This is a genomic window from Streptomyces sp. NPDC006385, assembly GCF_040612485.1.
Lineage (GTDB): Bacteria > Actinomycetota > Actinomycetes > Streptomycetales > Streptomycetaceae > Streptomyces.
The window spans coordinates 96,091-116,337 of record NZ_JBEXQG010000021.1 but is presented as its reverse complement, the minus strand read 5'-3'; the positions used below and the strand labels follow the sequence as shown (position 1 = coordinate 116,337).

Below are 20,247 nucleotides of genomic sequence, written 5' to 3'. Positions count from 1 at the left end.
TTGCTGGCCGTCGGCGACTTGATCTGCGCCCCGCCGGGCTTTCCCGGGCCGGAGGCGGGTGGGTCGTCGGACGGGGTTGGGTATCGCGAGGCCGCGTGGGCGCTTTGCTGGTGGTGTGGTGGTGGGCTTGTTGTTCGGCTGCTGCGTCGTCGTGGTTGGTCGCGCAGTTCCCCGCGCCCCTTTTCTGGTGGCCGTCGGCGATGTGCGGTCCGCCGGGCCGGAGGCGGGTGGGTCGTCGGACGGGGTTGGGTATCGCGAGGCCGCGTGGGCGCTTTGCTGGTGGTGTGGTGGTGGGCTTGTTGTTCGGCTGCGGCGTCGTCGTGGTTGGTCGCGCAGTTCCCCGCGCCCCTTTTCTGGTGGCCGTCGGCGATGTGCGGCCCGCCGGGCCGGAGGTGGGTGGGTCGTCGGCCGGGGTTGGGTATCGCGAGGGGCGTGTAGGCGCTTCACGGGCTGTCGGTCAGGGGATCACGGCCACCGTTCGGCCGATCGTCGCGAACTCCCACATCGCGGCGCCGTCCTCGCGGGACTCGCGGATGCCGCCGGTCCGCACGGCCGGGTCGGGTGGGGGCATCGAGCCGTCGACGGCCGCGCTGAAGCCGATGGTGATGCCCTCCACGGTGGTGAAGCGCACGACGTGCTCGACGGGGGTGCCGTCGGTGCCGGTGACCGTGTTGGAGCGGGACGTGACCGTGTAGACGCCCGGCGCCGGGTCGACCGATCCCGGGGTGACGCGGAAGGTGCGTTTGACCTCGTCGCCCTCGCCGACCAGCCACACGCGGTCGTCGTCCACCGAGTACACGACCCGCACCCCCGTACCGGACCCGGCGGGCAGCGCGGCGGGATCCTTGCGGTCGCGGGACGCCTTGGACGTACTCACGTCGGGTGAGCTGCTCGTACGGGGCTTGCCGAGGCCGGCCGGCACGGTGGCGGAAGCCTGGTAGGCGAGGAAGCCGACGGTCGCGAGGGCCGCCGCGGTGAGCGCCGCCACGAATCCGGAGCTGCTGCTTGCCACCGTCGCTCACCTCAGCGTTCGCGTCGTACGTCGTGATCGAGCCGACCGTAGCAGCCGTCAAGGGCCCGGCCGGGGCGGCGCTTCCCGGGGCGTGGGCGCCGTAGGCTGTTTGCGTGCTCTTGCTCGCTCTGGATACCGCCACCCCCGCCGTCACCGTCGCCCTGCACGACGGTACGGACGTCATCGCCTCGTCCAGCCAGGTGGACGCGCGCCGGCACGGCGAACTGCTGCTGCCGGCCGTCGACCGCGTCCTCGCCGAGGCCGGTGTGAAGCTCGACGCCGTCACCGGCATCGTCGTGGGCATCGGTCCCGGCCCCTACACCGGGCTGCGCGTCGGTCTGATGACCGCCGACACCTTCGGCCTCGCCCTCGGCGTCCCCGTGCACGGCGTGTGCACGCTGGACGGCCTCGCGTACGCCGCCGACATCGAGAAGGGGCCCTTCGTCGTCGCGACCGACGCCCGGCGCAAGGAGGTCTACTGGGCCAGGTACGCCGACTCCCGTACCCGCCTGACCGACCCGGCCGTCGACCGGCCCGCCGACATCGCCGACCAGGTGGCCGGGCTGCCCGCCGTCGGCGCGGGCGCCCTGCTGTACCCCGACACCTTCCCCAGCACCCACGAGCCCGAGCACGTGTCGGCCGCGGCCCTCGCGGCTCTGGCCGCCGAGAGACTCGCGGCGGGCGAGGAACTTCCCGCCCCCCGGCCGCTGTACCTGCGCCGGCCCGACGCCCAGGTCCCCAAGAACTACAAGGTGGTCACCCCCAAGTGACAGGACAGCCGACCGGACCGCAGACCGGGCCGCCCGCGACTCCTGTGCTGCGCGAGATGCGCTGGTGGGACATCGACCGCGTGCTGGAGCTGGAGAAGGACCTCTTCCCCGAGGACGCCTGGTCCCGGGGCATGTTCTGGTCCGAGCTGGCGCACGCGCGGGGGCCCGGGGCGACGCGGCGCTATCTCGTCGCCGAGGAGGGCGAGCGGCTCGTGGGATACGCCGGGCTCGCCTCCTCCGGCGAGCTGGCCGACATCCAGACCGTCGCCGTGGCCCGCGACCACCAGGGAACGGGTCTCGGCAGCCGTCTGCTCACCGAACTGCTGCGGGCCGCGACCGCCTTCGAATGCGCCGAGGTGATGCTGGAGTGCCGGGTGGACAACGTCCGCGCGCAGAAGCTGTACGAGCGCTTCGGCTTCGAGGCCATCGGCTTCCGGCGGGGCTACTACCAGCCGGGGAACGTGGACGCCCTGGTGATGCGACTGACCGACCCGTCAAGTTCCCTGCCGGGAACTTCCGTACAAGGAACCGAGATCAATGGCTGACTCACGCGACGAGCCTCTCGTACTCGGCATCGAGACCTCCTGCGACGAGACCGGCGTAGGCATCGTCCGCGGCACCACCCTGCTCGCCGACGCCGTCGCCTCCAGCGTCGACGAGCACGCCCGCTTCGGCGGCGTCGTGCCGGAGGTCGCCTCCCGGGCGCACCTGGAGGCGATGGTCCCGACCATCGACCGCGCGCTGAAGGAGGCGGGCGTCTCCGCCCGCGACCTGGACGGCATCGCGGTGACCGCGGGTCCGGGTCTCGCGGGCGCGCTGCTGGTCGGCGTCTCGGCGGCGAAGGCGTACGCCTACGCGCTGGGCAAGCCGCTGTACGGCGTCAACCACCTCGCCTCCCACATCTGCGTGGACCAGCTGGAGCACGGCGCGCTGCCGGAGCCGACGATGGCGCTGCTGGTGTCCGGCGGCCACTCGTCGCTGCTGCTGTCGAGCGACATCACCTCCGACGTCCGGCCGATGGGCGCCACCATCGACGACGCGGCCGGTGAGGCCTTCGACAAGATCGCCCGCGTGCTGAACCTGGGCTTCCCCGGCGGTCCCGTCATCGACCGGTACGCCCGTGAAGGCGACCCGGAGGCGATCGCGTTCCCGCGCGGTCTGACCGGGCCGCGCGACCCGGCGTACGACTTCTCCTTCTCCGGCCTGAAGACGGCGGTCGCCCGATGGATCGAGGCCAAGCGGGCGGCGGGCGAGGAGGTTCCGGTGCGGGACGTCGCGGCCTCCTTCCAGGAGGCGGTCGTGGACGTGCTGACCCGCAAGGCCGTCCGCGCCTGCAAGGACGAGGGCGTCGACCATCTGATGATCGGCGGCGGCGTGGCGGCGAACTCCCGGCTGCGGGCGCTGGCCCAGGAGCGCTGCGAGGCGGCGGGGATCCGACTGCGGGTGCCCCGGCCGAAGCTGTGCACGGACAACGGGGCGATGGTGGCGGCGCTGGGCGCGGAGATGGTGGCGCGGGGCCGGCCGGCTTCCAGCTGGGATTTGTCGGCGGACTCCTCGCTGCCGGTGACGGATCCTCATGTGCCGGGCACCGACCATCACCACGACCACGTCCACGACCACGTTCACGAGGTCAGCAAGGAGAACCTCTACTCGTGACGGTCGCCTTGATGTGGGAGGCGCGGGCCGTTCCGGGGCGGGGGGAGGAGCTGCTGGCCTGGGCACGGGCGCAGGAGCCGGCCGCCCGGCCGCTGCGCCGGGAGACCTTCCGGGCGCCGCAGGACCGGGTGCTCGTCATCACCTGGTGGGACGCCCCGTACGACGCCGAGTTGCCCGAACTTCCGGAGCCGGACGGGGAGTTGGTCACTCGGGCGGTGCATCGGTGGCGGTTCGAGTCCGTCGACGTGCGGCCAGGGTGAACCCGAGACCGATCACCAGCACCGTGCCGACGCCACCGCCGAGCCACAGCGGCCAGGTCGGTGCGGTGTGCCCGTAGACGGCGACGATCTCTCCTTCGCCGGGTACCGAGGTGATGTCGCGGAGCGTGAGGATCACGTCGTCCTGACCGAGCAGGTCGTTGTTCTCACGGAAGTCCTCCAGGCCGCCGGTGTAGGTCGCGCCCTCGGAGTCGATCAGGGCGGCGGTCCTGTCCTTCGCCCGCGCCACGTACAGGGTGATCAGCTCAAGTGACGTGTCCTCGCGCTTGACCAGGACCGACCGCCTGAAGAGTTCGCCCTTGGACCCGGCGAAGTCCCGAGCCGCCGCGCTCACCGACGCGTTCGGCGGGCAGCCGGTGTTGACGTCGTCATTGGCTCCGGTGTAGGTGTCGGCGCCGGCGCCGGCCTCGCAAGGGGTCGCTGCCAGAAGCGTGGCCTCCAGCTGTTCGGGCGTGTAGTAGGCGGCGAAGGTGGCGAGGCGGTCCTCGCTGGAGCCACTGTCGGTGGGGAATCTGTCGTTCTTGACGTCGGTCGACCTCGTGTACTCCTGGAAGAGCTTCCCCGGCGTCGTCTCCGGTTCCGACGATCCGCAGGACGCCAGCAGTACGACGAGCAGCGCGGCGACGGCCGCACGGGCCCCGGAGTGAAGGCGCGTCACATGGGTCATGCGCCCTGTGTACCGGGGCCGGACCGGGAGGGGTCCCGGGCGGCGGGTGGGGAGTGGACAGCTCCGTGCGCTCCACACGAGGAGCACGGTCGCCCAGCCCTCGTGGAACAGGGACGCGGCCGCCACCGCCAAGGCGCTCATCAGCTCTTGGTGGACGTGCCTGACCATCGGATCCCGCCCGCCCCCGACGCGTGCGTCACGCCGGCGGTGTCACCTCCGCCACACATCGCAGCCGCCGGTCCGCCCCCAACTCCCGTACCGGACCGGTGAGGTTCAGCCGCGCCGTGTGCCGTACGTCCGTGCTGGACGCCGCCACCCGTAGTTCCAGGATGCCCGGTTCGACCACCCTTCGCCCCGAACGGTCGGTGAACGACGACAGGTCGGCGTGGAAGCGGAAGGTCACCCGGCTCGCCTCGTCCGGTGCCAGCTCCACGCGCTGGTAGCCGATCAGGCGCACGTCCGGCCGGGTCACCGACGCCACCGGGTCGTGCAGGTAGAGCTGCACCACCTCCGCTCCCGCCCGGTCACCCGTGTTCCGGACGGTGAGCGACACGTCGTACGAGCCGTCCGTGGTGATCTCCACCGTCTCCGCCTCGTGCGCGCCGCCCGTGAAGTCCTGCCACGCGAACGACGTATAGGACCGCCCGTGCCCGAACGCGTACAACGGCGTCGGGTCCAGGCTGCTGACCTCGCCCGCCAGCCCCAGCGGCGGCTGGAGGTACGTCCACGGCTGACCGCCGGCCACGCGCGGCACGCTCACCGGCAGGCGTCCCGACGGGTTGACCCGCCCCGACAGCACTCCTGCCACCGCCGGGCCGCCCTCCTCGCCCGGGAAGAACGCCTGGACGACGGCTGCCAGCCGCCCGTGCCAGCGGCCCAGCGCGTAGGGGCGGCCGGTGAGGAGGACCAGGACCACGGGGACGCCGGTCGCCACCAGGGAGTCCAGCAAGTCGCCCTGCGCGCCCGGCAGTCGGAGGTCGGCCACATCGCAGCCCTCGCCCGACGTGCCCCGTCCGAACAGCCCCGCGCGGTCGCCCAGCACCGCCAGGCACACATCCGCCTCCGACGCCCGTGCGACCGCCTCCGCGAAGCCCGTCGTGTCCGGGTCGGACACCCCGCAGCCCTCGGCGAACGTCACCTTGGCGTAGGGGAGTTCGGCGCGCAGCGACTCCAGGACGGTCGGGATCTCGATGCCCATCGGGACGTCCGGGTGGTGCGTGAGGACGTGGGACGGGAAGGAGTAGCAGCCCAGCATCGCCAGGGCGTCGGCCGCGCGCGGGCCCACGACCGCGATCCTCGTGTCGGGGGCCAGGGGCAGTACGTCGTCCGCGTTGTCGAGCAGGACCACGGACTTTTCGGCCAGTCGGCGGGCGACGGCGCGGTTCGTGGGGGAGTCGAGGTCGACCGGGGTGGTGGGGTCCGGGTCCCAGTCCTCGTCCAGGAGGCCCAGTTCGCACTTCTGCAGCAGCACCCGACGCGCCGCCCGGTCCACCAGTTCCTCCGGGACCTCGCCCGCCCGGACGGCCTCCACCAGTGGCTTCCCGTAGCACTTCAGGGTGGGGAGTTCCACGTCGATGCCGGCCGCCAGTGCCGCGTGCGCCGCCTGCGCCGGGTTGCCGGCCACGCGGTGCAGCGTCTCCAGGAAGCCGATGCCGAAGTAGTCGGACACGACCGTTCCCGTGAAACCCCACCGGTCTCGCAGGAGTTCGGTGAGCAGTCCCGCGTCCGCGGAGGCCGGCACGCCGTCCGTCTCGTTGTACGCCGCCATCACCGAGCGCGCCCCGCCCTCGCGCAGCGCCATCTCGAACGGGGGCAGGGTGACGTCCGCGAACTCCCGGACGCCCGCCCGTACGGGTGCGAGGTTGCGGGCGCCCGCCGAGGACGCGTACCCGGCGAAGTGCTTGAGCGTGGCGACGACCCCGGCCGACTCCAGGCCCCGGACGTAGGCCGCGCCGATCGTGCCGGTCAGGTACGGGTCCTCGCCGATGGTCTCCTCGACCCGGCCCCAGCGCGGATCGCGTACGACGTCCAGGACCGGCGCGAGGCCCTGGTGGACGCCGACCGAGCGCAGGTCCCGGCCGATGCGGCGGGCCATCACCTCGACGAGCTGCGGGTCGAAGGAGGCGCCCCACGCCAGCGGCACCGGGTAGGCGGTGGCCCGCCAGGTGGTGAAGCCGGCCAGGCACTCCTCGTGGGCCAGCGCCGGGATGCCGAAGCGCCCGGCCTCGGCGATACGACGCTGGGCACGGGCCAGCGCCCGCGCGCCCAGCGCCGGCTCCACGGGGGCGGTGCCGAAGGAGCGGGTGAGCTGACCGAGGCCGCGGGTGATCAGCTCGTCGTAGTCGTCGGCGGAGCCGGCGGTCATGTCGTGCTGGTGCGGGGCGACTCCCTCGCCGTCCGTGGCGGCGCCCACCCACACGCCGTACAGCTGGGCGGTCTTCTCCTCCAGGGTCATCCGGGTCAGGAGGGCGTCGACGCGGTCGGCGGCGGGCAGGGCGGGGTCGCGCCAGGGGGCGGTGGTCATGAAACTCCTGTCCGGGCGGTGGCGGGAGGGCCCTCTCACGAACGTCTCACGAATGTTTCGTTGTTCATCTCGAATGTTCCGGGAACCTAGGGGCGGTGCGAAGGGTTCGTCAAGGGGGCGCGCAGGGATACGATCGCCGCCATGACAGCCCGTGAGCCCGCTGAAACCCGGACGACCACGACCACGACGACGACGGCGCCGACGACCGGCCGGTCCGCGCAGACCGCGACGCTCGCCGAGATCGCCCGTGAGGCGGGCGTGTCCGCGCCGACTGTTTCGAAGGTCCTCAACGGTCGTGCCGACGTCGCCCCGGCCACCCGCAGCCGCGTCGAGGAACTGCTGCGGGCCCACGGCTACCGGCGCCGCCGCGCCGAGGCCGGCCGCTCGCCGCTGATCGACCTGGTCTTCCACGAGCTGGAGAGCGCGTGGGCGATGGAGGTCATCCGGGGCGTGGAGAACGTGGCCCGCGACGCCGGGCTGAGCGTGGTGCTGAGCGAGAGCGCGGGGCGGCTCACGCCCGGCCGGACCTGGGCCGACCAGGTCGCCGCCCGCCGCCCGCACGGCGTGGTCCTCGTGCTGTCCGGCCTCGACGAGTCCCAGCGCGCCCTGCTCACCAGCCGGTCGATCCCGTTCGTGGTGATGGACCCGGCGGGCGACCCGGGCGCCGACGTGCCGTCGATCGGGGCGACCAACTGGCAGGGCGGGCTCGCCGCCACCCGGCATCTGGTCGAGCTGGGCCACCGCAGGATCGGCGCGATCACCGGACCGTCCCGGATGATGTGCAGCCGCGCCCGCATCGACGGCTACCGGGCCGCCCTGGAGACGGCCGGGCTGCCGGTCGAGCAGGACCTGGTCAGGCCCGGCGACTTCCACCACGAGACCGGCTACCGGCAGGGCCTTGAGCTGCTGCGCCGCCCGGACCGGCCGACCGCCGTCTTCGCCGGCAACGACCTCCAGGCGCTCGGACTGTACGAGGCCGCGCGCGAGCTGGGGCTGCGGATCCCGGACGACCTGAGCGTGGTCGGCTTCGACGATCTGCCGGTCGCGCGCTGGATGGGGCCGCCGCTGACGACCGTGCGGCAGCCGTTGACGGAGATGGCGGAGGCGGCGGCGAGGCTGGTCCTGGACCTGGCGCGGGAGCAGGGGGCGCCGACGGCGACGCGGGTGGAGTTGGCGACGAGCTTGGTGGTGCGTAGTAGTACGGGCGCGGTTGCCACGGCTTAGTTCTGTCGCTCGGGATCGTCCGGGCGTCGCCGGGCGGGTCGCCTGCGAGGCGCTGCACCCCACAGGCGAAGAAGCGTGCTGCATTGACGGGTGTTTTCCGGCGGCCCACACTGCTCCGAAGCCAATCGGTTGTTCGACCGAAAGTTTCGGGGGCATCCGCAATGAGACGGCAGTCCGGTCAAGAACCAGGAGTTCGCGACCCAGCTCGCCGAGGGCGACCTGAACGGACACGGTCACGCCGACCTGGTCATCGGGTTGGTCTCCGGGACCGGCGAAGCGGTGATTGTCTGGGGCGGGCCGCGGGGCCTGTCCGGCGGCGGCAGCGTCGCGATCCCCGCCAACAACACCCAGACCGGCGACTTCGACGGCGACGTCTACGCCGACCTGGCCGCCAGGGCGATGGGCGAGGACAACGACAACGGGGCGGTGGGGGAGCTGCGGGGGCGGCCGACGGGCACTGTTACGGACGCGGCGCTGGTCTCGGGGGCCGGGCGGTCGGGGCGCCGTACGCGAGGGCGGGGTTCGGGGCCGCGGTGCGATAGCGGGCGCGCTGCCTGAGGTGATCCCGCCGGCGCCTCGGCCGTCGGCCGCCAGATTTTTTTTCGAAGAAGTCCGGCGAGCGTGTCGATCCGGCGGCATCCCGTTCGACGCAGGGGGTGAGAGGCCGGGAAGGACCCGGTCACCTACCTGAGGAGCCACCATGCCCCGCTACATGTCACTCGTCCGGATCGACGAGTCCACCGCGCCCGCCGAGGGCCCCAGCCCCGAGCTGATGCAGCGCATGGGCGAACTGCTGGAGGAGATCACCAAGGCCGGCGTGATGCTCGACACCGCCGGGCTCACCCCGTCGGCGCAGGGCACGCGCGTGCACTGGGACGGCGCGAAGATCTCCGTGACCGACGGGCCCTTCACCGAGTCGAAGGAGGTCATCGGCGGCTACGCGATCATGCAGTGCAAGGACAAGGCCGAGGCGCTGGAGTGGGCCTCGCGGTTCCTGAAGGTCCACGGGGAGGAATGGCAGGTCACCTGCGAGGTGCGGGAGATCACCGAGGGCTGACCTGCCCTCCTTGGCTCCACAGTCGTAGGTGTTGCATGGTGGGCTGTGACCCCGCAGCCCACCGCCGACCCGCGCGGCGCCATCGAGACCGTCTTCCGCATCGAGTCCCCGCGCGTCATCGCCGCCGTCGCCCGCATGGTCCGTGACGTCGGCATCGCCGAGGAACTCGCGCAGGACGCGCTGGTCGCCGCGCTGGAGCAGTGGCCCCGGGACGGAGTCCCCGACAACCCGGGTGCCTGGCTCATGACCACCGCCAGGCACCGCGCGGTGGACCTGATCCGGCGCCGCGAGAACTACGCCCGCAAGCTCCAGGAGATCGGCCGTGACCTGGAGACGACGGCACCCCCGCAGGAGCCGTCCGCCCTCCACGACCCCGACGACATCGACGACGACCTGCTCCGCCTGGTCTTCACCACCTGCCACCCCGTCCTGTCACCCGAGGCCCGCATCGCGCTCACCCTGCGCCTCCTCGGCGGCCTGACGACGCCGGAGATCGCCCGCGCGTTCCTGGTCCCGGAACCGACCGTCGCCCAGCGCATCGTCCGCGCCAAGCGCACGCTCGCCGCGAAGAACGTCGCCTTCGAGGTCCCGTACGGCCCCGACCGCGAGGCCCGCCTCGGGTCCGTCCTCGACGTGATCTACCTGATCTTCAACGAGGGGTACGCCGCCACGGCCGGCGACGACTGGCTGCGCCCGGCGCTGTGCGAGGACGCGCTGCGCCTGGCCCGCGTGTTGTCGGCCCTGATGCCGAAGGAGCCGGAGGTGCACGGCCTGACCGCCCTTCTGGAGTTCCAGGCGTCCCGCGCGGCCGCCCGCACCGGCCCGTCCGGCGAACCGATCCTCCTCAAGGACCAGGACCGCCGCCGCTGGAACCGCATGCTCATCGCCCGCGGCATCAGGGCGCTGGGCCGTGCCGACGCCACCTTCACGGGCGCACCGGGCCCGTACGCCCTGCAGGCGGCCATCGCCGCATGCCATGCGCACGCGTACACGTACGAGGACACGGACTGGACGACCATCGCCACCCTGTACGGCCTGCTGTCCGCCCGAGCCCCGTCGCCCGTGGTCGAGTTGAACCGGGCGGTCGCCGTGTCGATGGCCGAGGGGCCGGAACCCGCGCTGGCCATCGTCGACGCGATCGCCTCCGAACCCGCCCTGCGGGACTACCACTTGCTGCCGAGCGTGCGCGGCGATCTCCTCGCCCGTCTGGGCCGTACGGCGCAGGCGCGGGCGGAGTTCACGCGGGCGGCGGAGCTGACGCGCAACGAACGGGAGCGGGAGATGCTGCTGCGCCGGGCGTCCGAGACCCAGTGACTCAGACCGGCCGGCCCACCAGCATCGTCGGCGCCCCCGCGACCCGGGTCAGGAACACGGTCGCCGCGTGGGGTCCCCGCGGCTTGACCTTCTTCCGCAGCTCCTCCGGCTCGACGGCCGACCCCCGCTTCTTCACGGTCAGCGTCCCGACCTCGCGCTCGCGCAGCAGTGCCTTCAACTTCTTCACGTTGAAGGGGAGTTGATCGGTGATCTCGTACGCCGTGGCATACGGCGTCGCCCGCAGCGCGTCCGCCGTGATGTAGGCGATGGTCGCGTCGACGAGCCCGCCGTCCAGTTGGTCGGCGACCTCGGCGACCAGGTGCGCCCGGATGACGGCGCCGTCGGGCTCGTACAGGTACCGCCCGACGGGCCGGACCCCGGGGTCGGGCAGCCCTCGGGAGAGCAGCGACCGCGGTCCCGGCAGCAGGGTGGCCCGCACGGCACCGGGCTGCGTCCCGAACCACAGCACCGCCTCCTTCACGTCCCCGCCGTCCGAGATCCACTCTGCCTCGGCCTCGCCGGGAACCGCCTCGTGCGGAATGCCCGGCGCGATCTTCAGCGCGGCCCGGGACGCCTTGCGCGCCGCCTCCACGGCCCACGACAGCGGCGGTGAGTACGCCTCCGGATCGAAGACCCTGCCGCGGCCGCCCCGCCGGGCCGGGTCGACGAACACGGCGTCGTAGCCGGTCGTGTCCACCTCGGTGACATCGGCCTCCCGCACCTCGACCAGCCCGGCGAGACCGAGGCTCGCCACGTTCGCCCGCGCCACCGCCGCCGTCACCGGATCCCGGTCCACCGCCAGCACCCGGATCCCGGCCCGGGCCAGCGCGATGGCGTCGCCCCCGATCCCGCAGCACAGGTCGGCGACCGAACCGACCCCCAGCTCCTTCATCCGCCCGGCCCGATAGGTCGCGACACTCGCCCGCGTCGACTGCTCGACGCCGTTCGGCGTGAAGTACATCCGGCCCGCGTCCGCCGCCCCGAACTTCGCCACCGCCCGCTGCCGCAGCCGGGCCTGCCCGAGCGCCGCCGACACCAGTTCGGCGGGGTGTTCGCGGCGCAGCCTGGTGGCGACGGCGAGTTCGTCGGCGGGGTCGGTGTCGCGTACGGCGTCGAGGAGGGCGTGGCCCTCGGGGGTGAGGAGGGCGGCGAAGGAGGCGAGGTCGTTCACCGGGTCATTGTCGGCCACATGGTTGACGGATCGCCTGCGGTGGCGGTGTCGGCCGGGGTTCGGGACGGGTGCCTGCGAAGATCCCGCACCATGCGAGTAGTAGTACAAAATGACAAAAGTCGCTCCCCTGGGGCAGCGGCAGGCCGTCGGCATCGGGCGGCGGCTCGGCGCTCGCGGGTCCGTGGCGGAGTCACGGCCCTCGCGGTCGCCGCGATCGTCTCGGGCTGTGCGCCGGCCGACGGACAGGGATCCGGGGCCGTCGGCCCCGGCCCGAGCCGACAGCCCCTCAAGGCGCCGCCCCCGGCCAACAACGCGGACCGGCACGCCGAGCGCCCCCGCGCCGAGGAGGCGCAGCAGCGCAAGAAGTTCCGGTTCGCCCACGCCGCCCGCGTCGCCGCCGCGAGACGCTGGCGCCTGGAGAGGGTCCCGCTGACGCCCCCGCCGGCCCCCGCCAAGAAGCCGAGGATCACCACCCGCGACGGCTTCGAGGTGGAGGGGCACGAGGAGCTCGGCCTCCCGCCGGTCTTCACCACCATCCCCACCAGGCAGAAGGTCGTCTTCCTCACCATCGACGACGGCGCCGAGAAGGACCCGGCGTTCCTGCGGATGATGAGCGACCTGGGGGTGCCGTACACCGCCTTCCTCAGCGACTACCTGATCAAGGAGGACTACGGCTACTTCAAGCGGATGCAGGACGACGGCGTGGTCCTGAACAATCACACCCTCCACCACCCCTACCTCCCGGCCCTGTCCTACCTCCGCCAGAAGCGGGAGATCTGCGGCATGCAGCGGGTGATCGAGAGGCGCTACGGCAAGCGCCCGGTGCTGTTCCGGCCGCCCTTCGGCAACTACGACCGCGACACCCTGCGCGCCGCGAAGGTGTGCGGCATCGAGTACGTCCCCCTGTGGAACGAGGAGGTCTTCGTGGACCGCTGGGACTACCGCGAGTGGGACCGGAAGATCCGCCCGGGTGACATCGTCCTCACCCACTTCCGGGGCCGGGACGACTGGCAGGGAACAATGCCCGACATGATCCGCCGATTCCTGAACAAGGTGACGGCCGAGGGGTATGCGGTGGCCCGGCTGGAGGACTACCTGTGAGGTCCAGGCCCGGGACGCGGTCGCCGCAGGGGCCGCGGGCGCTGGCCGCGGTGGCTGTGGCGTCCGTCCTGCTCGCCGGCTGCGACCGGCCGGCCGCGACGATCGGGCCCGGCGCGGCGCCGGGGCACCAGATGGCGCCGGAGGCGCGCTCCGCGAAGGGCCCTACGCCCACGGCACAGCCGTACCACCGCTGGGGTCTCACCGCCCCGCTGCCCGCGCCCCCGTCCCCGCCCGCCCGGCGACATCTGCCGCCCGGGGACGATCCGCTGCCCGTCGTGGACCGCGTCCCCACCCGCGACAAGGTCGTCTTCCTCACCTACGACGACGGCGCCGAGAAGGACCCCCGCTTCGTCGACCTGGTCCGCGAACTACGGCTGCCCGTCAGCATGTTCCTCACCGACAGCGTGGTCGGACCGGGCTACGGCCACTTCGCGCGCCTGCGCTCGGTGGGCGCGTCGATGCAGAACCACACCCTCGACCATGCCGCCCTGCGCGGTCTGCCGTACGCCGGCCAGCGCGCCGAGATCTGCGGCCAGCAGAACAAGCTCCGCGCCCGCTTCGGCATCCGCCCCCACCTCTTCCGCCCGCCCTACGGCACGTACGACACCACCACGCTCCGCGCGGCGGCCGACTGCGGCGTGACGGCGGTGGTGCTGTGGCGGGCGGCGATGGAGGGCGACGGCGAGCTGACGTACGCGCACGGCCCCCGTCGGCTACGGGCCGGCGACATCGTGTCCGTCCCCTCGGGCGAGCCGACCGGCATGAGCCTGCGAGAGCGGACGACACGGCTGCTGCGGGAGATCCAGGGGCGGGGACTGACGGTGGGGCGTCTGGAGGACTACCTCCAACGGCACGGACAACGACACGGACAGCGGCACGGATAGCGGCACGGAAGCGGCCCCCGCGGGCGTCGGCAGGGAGGATCGAACCCGGCGCCGCGCCGCGGCGGATTAGCAGTCCGCTTGACCGAGTGCTAATCGCGGTCATAGTCTCGGCTCTGGCACTCCCCACTGGAGAGTGCCAACAACGCGACGGGCAGGTCCGGCACCCGCGACGACGGATCGACCTGGTCGCCACCTCAGACAGTTAACCCCGTGAGATCTCCGAAGGGGGAGGTCGGATCGTGACGACCACCAGCTCCAAGGTTGCCATCAAGCCGCTTGAGGACCGCATCGTGGTCCAGCCGCTGGACGCCGAGCAGACCACGGCCTCGGGCCTGGTCATTCCGGACACCGCCAAGGAGAAGCCCCAGGAGGGCGTCGTCCTGGCCGTGGGCCCGGGTCGCTTCGAGAACGGCGAGCGCCTCCCGCTCGACGTCAAGACCGGCGACATCGTGCTGTACAGCAAGTACGGCGGCACCGAGGTGAAGTACAACGGCGAGGAGTACCTCGTCCTCTCGGCTCGCGACGTGCTCGCGATCATCGAGAAGTAAGAACACCTCAGGCATTTTGCTTCCAGCTGCGCCCCTGGCCCCCGCGACCACACAAGAAACCGGGCGCCCGGGGCGCAGTTCCTGTTTCACCCACAGATTTCCGAGAGGGCTCCCGCTGTCATGGCGAAGATCCTGAAGTTCGACGAGGACGCCCGTCGCGCCCTCGAGCGCGGCGTCAACAAGCTGGCCGACACGGTCAAGGTGACGATCGGCCCCAAGGGCCGCAACGTCGTCATCGACAAGAAGTTCGGCGCGCCCACCATCACCAACGACGGTGTCACCATCGCCCGCGAGGTCGAGGTCGAGGACCCGTACGAGAACCTCGGCGCCCAGCTGGTGAAGGAGGTGGCGACCAAGACCAACGACATCGCGGGTGACGGTACGACCACCGCCACCGTGCTCGCCCAGGCGCTGGTGCGCGAGGGCCTGAAGAACGTCGCCGCCGGCGCCTCCCCGGCCGCCCTCAAGAAGGGCATCGACGCCGCGGTCAAGGCCGTCTCCGACGAGCTGCTCGCCTCGGCCCGCCCGATCGACGAGAAGGCCGACATCGCCGCCGTCGCCGCGCTGTCCGCCCAGGACCAGCAGGTCGGCGAGCTCATCGCCGAGGCGATGGACAAGGTCGGCAAGGACGGTGTCATCACCGTCGAGGAGTCCAACACCTTCGGTCTGGAGCTGGACTTCACCGAGGGCATGGCCTTCGACAAGGGCTACCTGTCGCCGTACTTCGTGACGGACCAGGAGCGCATGGAGGCCGTCCTGGAGGACCCGTACATCCTCATCCACCAGGGCAAGATCTCCTCCATCCAGGACCTGCTGCCGCTCCTGGAGAAGGTCATCCAGGCGGGCTCCTCCAAGCCGCTGCTGATCATCGCCGAGGACGTCGAGGGCGAGGCCCTGTCGACGCTGGTCCTCAACAAGATCCGCGGCATCTTCAACGCGGTCGCGGTCAAGGCCCCCGGCTTCGGTGACCGCCGCAAGGCGATGCTGCAGGACATGGCGGTCCTCACCGGCGCCACGGTCATCGCCGAGGAGGTCGGCCTCAAGCTCGACCAGGCCGGCCTGGACGTGCTGGGCAGCGCCCGCCGCGTGACGGTCACCAAGGACGACACGACCATCGTCGACGGCGCCGGCAAGTCCGACGAGGTCCAGGGCCGCGTCGCCCAGATCAAGGCCGAGATCGAGAACACCGACTCCGACTGGGACCGCGAGAAGCTCCAGGAGCGCCTCGCGAAGCTGGCCGGCGGCGTGTGCGTGATCAAGGTCGGCGCCGCCACCGAGGTGGAGCTGAAGGAGAAGAAGCACCGTCTGGAGGACGCCATCTCCGCGACCCGCGCCGCGGTCGAGGAGGGCATCGTCTCCGGTGGTGGCTCCGCGCTGGTCCACGCCGTGAAGGTCCTGGAGGGCAACCTCGACAAGACCGGCGACGAGGCCACCGGTGTCGCCGTGGTCCGCCGCGCCGCCGTCGAGCCGCTGCGCTGGATCGCCGAGAACGCCGGCCTCGAGGGCTACGTCATCACCTCCAAGGTGGCGGAGCTGGAGAAGGGCAACGGCTTCAACGCCGCCACCGGCGAGTACGGCGACCTGATCAAGGCCGGCGTCATCGACCCGGTCAAGGTCACCCGCTCCGCCCTGGAGAACGCCGCCTCCATCGCCTCCCTCCTCCTGACGACCGAGACCCTGGTCGTCGAGAAGAAGGAAGAAGAGGAGCCGGCCGCCGCCGGCCACGGGCACGGCCACGCGCACTGAGCGTAGCCGCGCGCGGCGTTCGATCATCGATCACGGACGCGGCGTGCGCACAGAAGGCCCCGTTCCGCACGGTTGTGACGGAACGGGGCCTTCCCCCTTCGCGGTCACTGACCGAGTACCCCGAGCTGCTCCAGCAGCCCCGCCCGGTCGTAGAGCCAGTGGCTCTCGCAGATCCTGCCGTTCCGGAACCGCTGCCAGGTCATGCCCTGCATGGTCACGTCCTGCCCGGTGGGCGGAATCCCCAGGAACTCGCCCTTGTGCTGCGCGACCCACGTCCACCGGGTGCACACCTGGTCGCCCTGGGCCAGCTGGTCGTCGATCCGGAAGGTGAAGTCGAAGGCGGCACGCCAGCCGGCGTACTGCTCGCGCACCCCCGCCACGCCCCGCACGGGCCGCGGATACGACGGATCGTTGTCCACGTAGTCGTCGGTGAGGTGCTCCGCGATCCCCTCCGGCGCCATCTTGCCCATCGCCTCGAAGAAGGCCCGCGCGGCCAGGACGTTCAGCTGCTCGTCGCGCACCACGTCCAGATCGGTGAACGTGGGCGTCTCGTCACAGAGCGCCACCATCTCCTGGAAGATCCGGTCCGTCTCGGGCAGGTTGGAGTTCCGCATCGCGTCCTCGTACGACGGGAACTCCACGATCTCGATGAAGTGCGACGCGTCCGTCCGGTCCTTGCCGATGATGTCGTGCGTCGCCGTCCGCTTCCCCTTGGTCTGCTCGACCCACCTGTCCATCAGCCGGTTCATCTCGTCGAAGCGGCTGGTCCTGCAGTCGATGAGCTGTACGAAGGTCATGGCGTCGTGGCCTCCCGGACCTCTGATTCCACTGATTTCGGACGAGCAGCACCATTCTCCCCACCGCGGCGGCGGTACGCCTCCCGACGCTTTGGCATCATGACGGCATGCGCTGGTGGGGGAGGCAGCGGTCGGTGACCGTGGGGCGGGACATCGGGGTGGCCGTCACCGGGGACCACAACCGGATCCTGCTCGCCCCGTCGGTGCGGTCGGCCTACTGGGAGCAGGTGCGCAGGATCGCTCCGCCCGAACTCCTGGAAAGGGAGGCGGAGTCGGCCGAACTGGCCGCTTTCTGCACAGCCGACTCCGGCCCGCCGTACGCCTGGTGGCGGGCGCCGGCGTGGGCGGGCAAGACGGCCCTGATGTCCTCGTTCGCCCTCAACCCGCCCTCGGGTGTGCGGATCGTCCCGTTCTTCGTCACGGCCCGGCTCGGCGCGCAGAACGATGTGGCGGCGTACGTCGATGTCGTACTGGAACAACTGGCCGAACTGGCCGGCGAAGCGCTGCCCGCCCACCTGACGGAGTCGACCCGCGAGGCCCACCTGCTGCGTCTCTACGGCGCGGCCGCCCGCGCCTGTGCGGAGCGCGGCGAGCGCCTCGTCCTGCTGGTCGACGGGCTGGACGAGGACCGGGGCGTCACGACCGGCGCCGACGCGCACAGCATCGCCAGCCTGCTTCCGGCGCATCCGCGATCCGGGATGCGCGTTCTGGTCGCCGGCCGTCTCAACCCTCCGCTGCCCGGTGACGTACCGCCGGACCATCCCCTGCGCGACCCCCGGATCGTGTGCACGTTGGCCCGCTCGCCGTACGCCGAGGCGATCCGCACCGAGGCGGAACGCGAACTGAAGCAGCTCATCGAGGCCGGTGGTCTGGAGTACGAGCTGCTGGCCCTGGTGACGGCGGCGGGCGGCGGCCTGACCGCGGACGACCTGGCGGCACTGACCGGGGCGGTGCCCTATCAGGTGGTGGACGTGCTGCGGACGCGGGCGGGCAGGACGTTCGGAGTGCGGGTGAACGTGTACCTGCTGGGACACGAAGAACTCCAGGTCAAGGCGCAGGAGATGCTCGGTGCCGCTGAACTCGCCCGCTGCCGGGGGAAGTTGCACGCCTGGGCGGACCACTGGCGGGCGCGGGGCTGGCCCGACGGGACGCCCGAGTATCTGCTGCGCGGCTACTTCCGCCTGCTGACCGTGCTCGACGACCGCGAGCGGATGCTCGCCCTGGCCGTGGACGCGCGACGGCACGCGCGACTGGCCGAGCTGACCGGCGCGGACGCGGCGGCCCTGGCGGAGACCCGCGTGGCCGGGGAGCGCCTGGTGCAGGCGGGCGATGCCGAGCTGAGCAGTCTGCTGAGACTCGCCATGTGCCGGACGGAACTGGAGACCCGCACCCTCGGCATCAGCCCGCTCATGTGCCGGGCCCGGGCGGAGCTGGGCCAGGGCGGGCGCGCGGAGGCGATGGCCCGCGCCATTCCGACGGGCCTGGACCGGGCCGATGCCCTGGCCGAGGTGGCGGCGGTGCTGTGCGCGCAGGGCCACCACGAGCGAGCCCTGGACCTCGCGCAGGACGCCCTGGCGCATCTGGCGGGAAGGACGGTGGACGCCCGTACGGGTGCGTGCGCGGTGCGGATCGCGGGCGTCCTGGTGGCACTGGACCTGGACGACGAGGCGGAGCGGATCGACGCACTCGTCACCCGGATGCCCATCGAGATCGAGAGGGAACGGCTCGTCTGCGATCTGGTCCGCGCGTGGACGAGAGCCGGGCGGTACGCACGAGCCGAGGTCCTCGCACGGTCGCTCGGGCCGGCGCTCGCTCCGGCTCTGGTCCGCGTCGCCGCGGGACTCGCGCAGGCCGGCGAGCGGGACCGTGCCGACACCCTGTTCGACGAGGCCGAGCAACTGGCCCGGTCGCGCGGCCTCGTCAGGACCGTGGACGAACTGCGGGTGGCCGGTGAGCCGGAACGCGCCCGCGCACTGCTCCGGGCCGCCCTGGCAGACCCGACGTCCGTGCCGCCCGGGCCGATGATCGGACTCCTGGCACGCATGGGGGAGTTCGAGCGAGCCGCCGAATGGCTCAAGGGCATCGAGGACGGATGGGACCGTACCCGCGCGGCCGCCGAACTGGCCGGAGCGTTGGCCACGGCCGGGCGGACCACCGAAGCCGAACTCCTCCTGGAGGAAATCGAGGAGGACGAGGACGAGTACGACAGCGTGCTGTGCGAGATCGTCGAGGCGCTGGCGGCCTCCGGCCGGTTCGACCGGGCCGACACCCTGGCGGTGCGGCTGGGGATCCCGGGCCTGGGGGCCGACTCCCTCGCCTGTGGTGCCGTATCCCACGCGGCGGCCGGGCATCCGGGGGAGGCGGCGGGCTTCCTCGCGCGCGTGGAGGCGGCGGTGCGCGCCCGGGTGCCCCACACCCAGCGGGCTTGGACGCACGCCTCGGTGGTGAAGAACCTTCGGACCGCGGGACACGCCGAGGCCGTCCTGTCGGTGCTGGAGGACGTCGAATCCCTCATCCCCCCACCACCGGCACCGAACGCCCCTCCCCACGAGGCGTACGCGCACGACTCCGCGGTCGACTGGGCGGCCGAGGAACTCGCCCGCTCCGGGCAGACGGCCAGAGCCGAGGCACTGCTCGGCACGGCCGTCGAGCCGTATCACACGCGCGAGGCATGGAGTGCGCTCGCCGAGGCCCTGGTCGCGCAAGGGGACCACGACCGGGCCGAAGCGCTGGCCCATCCTCAGGACGAGCGCCTTCGCGACTTCCTGTACGGCAGGATGGCCCCGAGACTGGCCATGGCCGGCGAGGTGCGGCGGGCCATGGCACTGGCGGACCGGATCGCGCTGCCGCAGAACCGGGCGTACGCCCTCGCGGGGCTGGCCGAGGCCCTGGCGGTGTCGGGACGGGACGCCGAGGCCCGCGCCGTGCTGGAGGAGTGGACGCGTCGCGCGGAAGAGGCGCCCGAAGAGGACGATGGCAGGAGCGCGCGGGCGGCGGCCCCGCGCCTCTTTCGGGCCTGGCACCTGCTGGGCGAGCAAGCCGCGGCACGGAAGGAGAGCGATCGTGCCATGTGGTCCGCGCACGATCACCCACTGGCGTACGCGCCCGTTCTGTCGGCGCTGGTCGCCTCGGGGTGGTACGAGCGGGCCGCGCGGTGCGCCGACCAGGTCGATGGCCTCGCCCCGGGGCGGCGGGAAGCGCACGACTTCCTGGTGGAGGCGCTGGTCGCGGCCGGCGAGTACGACCGGGCGGCGCGGCTCGCCGGTCTCGACGACGGGCTGCTCACCGGTGTCGACGCCGCCGCCGACCGGCTGAGCCTGCGCGCGGCGGTGGCCCTCGCCCCGCACACGGACCCGGCCACCGGGCACACCCTGGTCGCGCGGGCATTGGGCCAGGGCGAGTGGCTCGCCGCCCTGCCCGCCCTCCTGCGACTGGACCCGAGCACGGTGCCGGTCATCGTCGAAGCCATGCGCGGCGCGGGGACCCGACCTCTGTGAC

Annotated in this window: 18 protein-coding genes; 13 read left to right on the top strand and 5 right to left on the bottom strand. The window is 72.2% G+C overall.

Annotated elements, in window-relative coordinates:
- Positions 1 to 457 precede the first annotated feature (457 nt).
- Positions 458 to 1,012: a hypothetical protein gene (locus ABZ078_RS18850; protein WP_356576598.1), complete on the bottom strand. Its 555-nt coding sequence runs from the start codon at positions 1,010 to 1,012 to the stop codon at positions 458 to 460.
- A 113-nt stretch (positions 1,013 to 1,125) separates the two neighbouring features.
- Between ABZ078_RS18850 and tsaB the strand changes: the two genes are divergently transcribed.
- From tsaB to ABZ078_RS18830, 4 genes are read left to right on the top strand one after another with little or no spacing between them, the layout of a single operon-like run.
- Positions 1,126 to 1,782: a tRNA (adenosine(37)-N6)-threonylcarbamoyltransferase complex dimerization subunit type 1 TsaB gene (tsaB, locus tag ABZ078_RS18845; RefSeq protein ID WP_356576597.1), complete on the top strand. Its 657-nt coding sequence runs from the start codon at positions 1,126 to 1,128 to the stop codon at positions 1,780 to 1,782.
- A 56-nt stretch (positions 1,783 to 1,838) separates the two neighbouring features.
- Entirely contained in the window at positions 1,839 to 2,327 is a 489-nt protein-coding gene (rimI, locus tag ABZ078_RS18840; protein WP_356576628.1) for a ribosomal protein S18-alanine N-acetyltransferase, read from the top strand.
- Entirely contained in the window at positions 2,320 to 3,438 is a 1,119-nt protein-coding gene (gene tsaD / locus ABZ078_RS18835; protein WP_356576595.1) for a tRNA (adenosine(37)-N6)-threonylcarbamoyltransferase complex transferase subunit TsaD, read from the top strand. Before rimI ends, tsaD begins: the two co-directional genes overlap by 8 nt.
- A complete protein-coding gene (locus tag ABZ078_RS18830; protein WP_356576593.1) occupies positions 3,435 to 3,698 on the top strand; it encodes a hypothetical protein in 264 nt (87 codons plus the stop codon). Before tsaD ends, ABZ078_RS18830 begins: the two co-directional genes overlap by 4 nt.
- On the opposite strand, the gene ABZ078_RS18825 is transcribed toward ABZ078_RS18830, so the two are convergent.
- A complete protein-coding gene (locus tag ABZ078_RS18825; protein WP_356576591.1) occupies positions 3,643 to 4,383 on the bottom strand; it encodes a hypothetical protein in 741 nt (246 codons plus the stop codon). The two genes, ABZ078_RS18830 and ABZ078_RS18825, sit on opposite strands and share 56 nt — an antisense overlap.
- A gap of 196 nt (positions 4,384 to 4,579) precedes the next feature.
- Complete coding sequence (locus tag ABZ078_RS18820) at positions 4,580 to 6,907, bottom strand: glycoside hydrolase family 3 N-terminal domain-containing protein (RefSeq protein WP_356576589.1); 2,328 nt, start codon at positions 6,905 to 6,907, stop codon at positions 4,580 to 4,582.
- A gap of 141 nt (positions 6,908 to 7,048) precedes the next feature.
- On the opposite strand from ABZ078_RS18820, the gene ABZ078_RS18815 reads away from it, so the two are divergent.
- The 4 genes from ABZ078_RS18815 (at position 7,049) to ABZ078_RS18800 (ending at position 10,502) form a co-directional block, all read left to right on the top strand.
- Positions 7,049 to 8,131 carry a LacI family DNA-binding transcriptional regulator gene (locus ABZ078_RS18815; RefSeq protein WP_356576588.1) on the top strand — a complete coding sequence of 361 codons (1,083 nt, stop codon included), beginning with the start codon at positions 7,049 to 7,051 and terminating at the stop codon, positions 8,129 to 8,131.
- A 279-nt stretch (positions 8,132 to 8,410) separates the two neighbouring features.
- Positions 8,411 to 8,689 carry an FG-GAP repeat protein gene (locus ABZ078_RS18810; RefSeq protein WP_356576587.1) on the top strand — a complete coding sequence of 93 codons (279 nt, stop codon included), beginning with the start codon at positions 8,411 to 8,413 and terminating at the stop codon, positions 8,687 to 8,689.
- A gap of 142 nt (positions 8,690 to 8,831) precedes the next feature.
- The gene (locus tag ABZ078_RS18805; RefSeq protein WP_356576586.1) at positions 8,832 to 9,188 is read left to right on the top strand and encodes a YciI family protein; all 357 of its coding nucleotides are present in this window, start codon (positions 8,832 to 8,834) and stop codon (positions 9,186 to 9,188) included.
- A 45-nt stretch (positions 9,189 to 9,233) separates the two neighbouring features.
- A complete protein-coding gene (locus ABZ078_RS18800) occupies positions 9,234 to 10,502 on the top strand; it encodes an RNA polymerase sigma factor (RefSeq protein ID WP_356576585.1) in 1,269 nt (422 codons plus the stop codon).
- 1 nt (position 10,503) lies between these two features.
- Here the strand turns inward: ABZ078_RS18800 and ABZ078_RS18795 are convergent, their stop codons facing one another.
- Complete coding sequence (locus ABZ078_RS18795) at positions 10,504 to 11,781, bottom strand: methyltransferase domain-containing protein (RefSeq protein ID WP_356576583.1); 1,278 nt, start codon at positions 11,779 to 11,781, stop codon at positions 10,504 to 10,506.
- On the opposite strand from ABZ078_RS18795, the gene ABZ078_RS18790 reads away from it, so the two are divergent.
- The 4 genes from ABZ078_RS18790 (at position 11,764) to groL (ending at position 15,952) form a co-directional block, all read left to right on the top strand.
- The gene (locus tag ABZ078_RS18790; RefSeq protein WP_356576581.1) at positions 11,764 to 12,774 is read left to right on the top strand and encodes a polysaccharide deacetylase family protein; all 1,011 of its coding nucleotides are present in this window, start codon (positions 11,764 to 11,766) and stop codon (positions 12,772 to 12,774) included. The genes ABZ078_RS18795 and ABZ078_RS18790 overlap by 18 nt on opposite strands.
- Positions 12,771 to 13,658, top strand: a complete 888-nt coding sequence (locus ABZ078_RS18785) for a polysaccharide deacetylase family protein (protein ID WP_356576579.1) — start codon at positions 12,771 to 12,773, stop codon at positions 13,656 to 13,658. Before ABZ078_RS18790 ends, ABZ078_RS18785 begins: the two co-directional genes overlap by 4 nt.
- A 239-nt stretch (positions 13,659 to 13,897) precedes the next feature.
- Entirely contained in the window at positions 13,898 to 14,206 is a 309-nt protein-coding gene (gene groES, locus ABZ078_RS18780; protein WP_003998759.1) for a co-chaperone GroES, read from the top strand.
- A gap of 120 nt (positions 14,207 to 14,326) precedes the next feature.
- On the top strand, positions 14,327 to 15,952 hold the full coding sequence (groL, locus tag ABZ078_RS18775) for a chaperonin GroEL (RefSeq protein WP_356576577.1): 1,626 nt from the start codon (positions 14,327 to 14,329) through the stop codon (positions 15,950 to 15,952).
- A 104-nt stretch (positions 15,953 to 16,056) separates the two neighbouring features.
- Here groL and ABZ078_RS18770 read toward each other — a convergent pair whose 3' ends face one another.
- Entirely contained in the window at positions 16,057 to 16,749 is a 693-nt protein-coding gene (locus ABZ078_RS18770) for an ester cyclase (RefSeq protein WP_356576575.1), read from the bottom strand.
- 107 nt (positions 16,750 to 16,856) lie between these two features.
- Here ABZ078_RS18770 and ABZ078_RS18765 point away from each other — a divergent pair, with 107 nt between their 5' ends.
- Complete coding sequence (locus tag ABZ078_RS18765) at positions 16,857 to 20,246, top strand: hypothetical protein (RefSeq protein WP_356576573.1); 3,390 nt, start codon at positions 16,857 to 16,859, stop codon at positions 20,244 to 20,246.
- The last annotated feature ends 1 nt before the right edge of the window (position 20,247 follow it).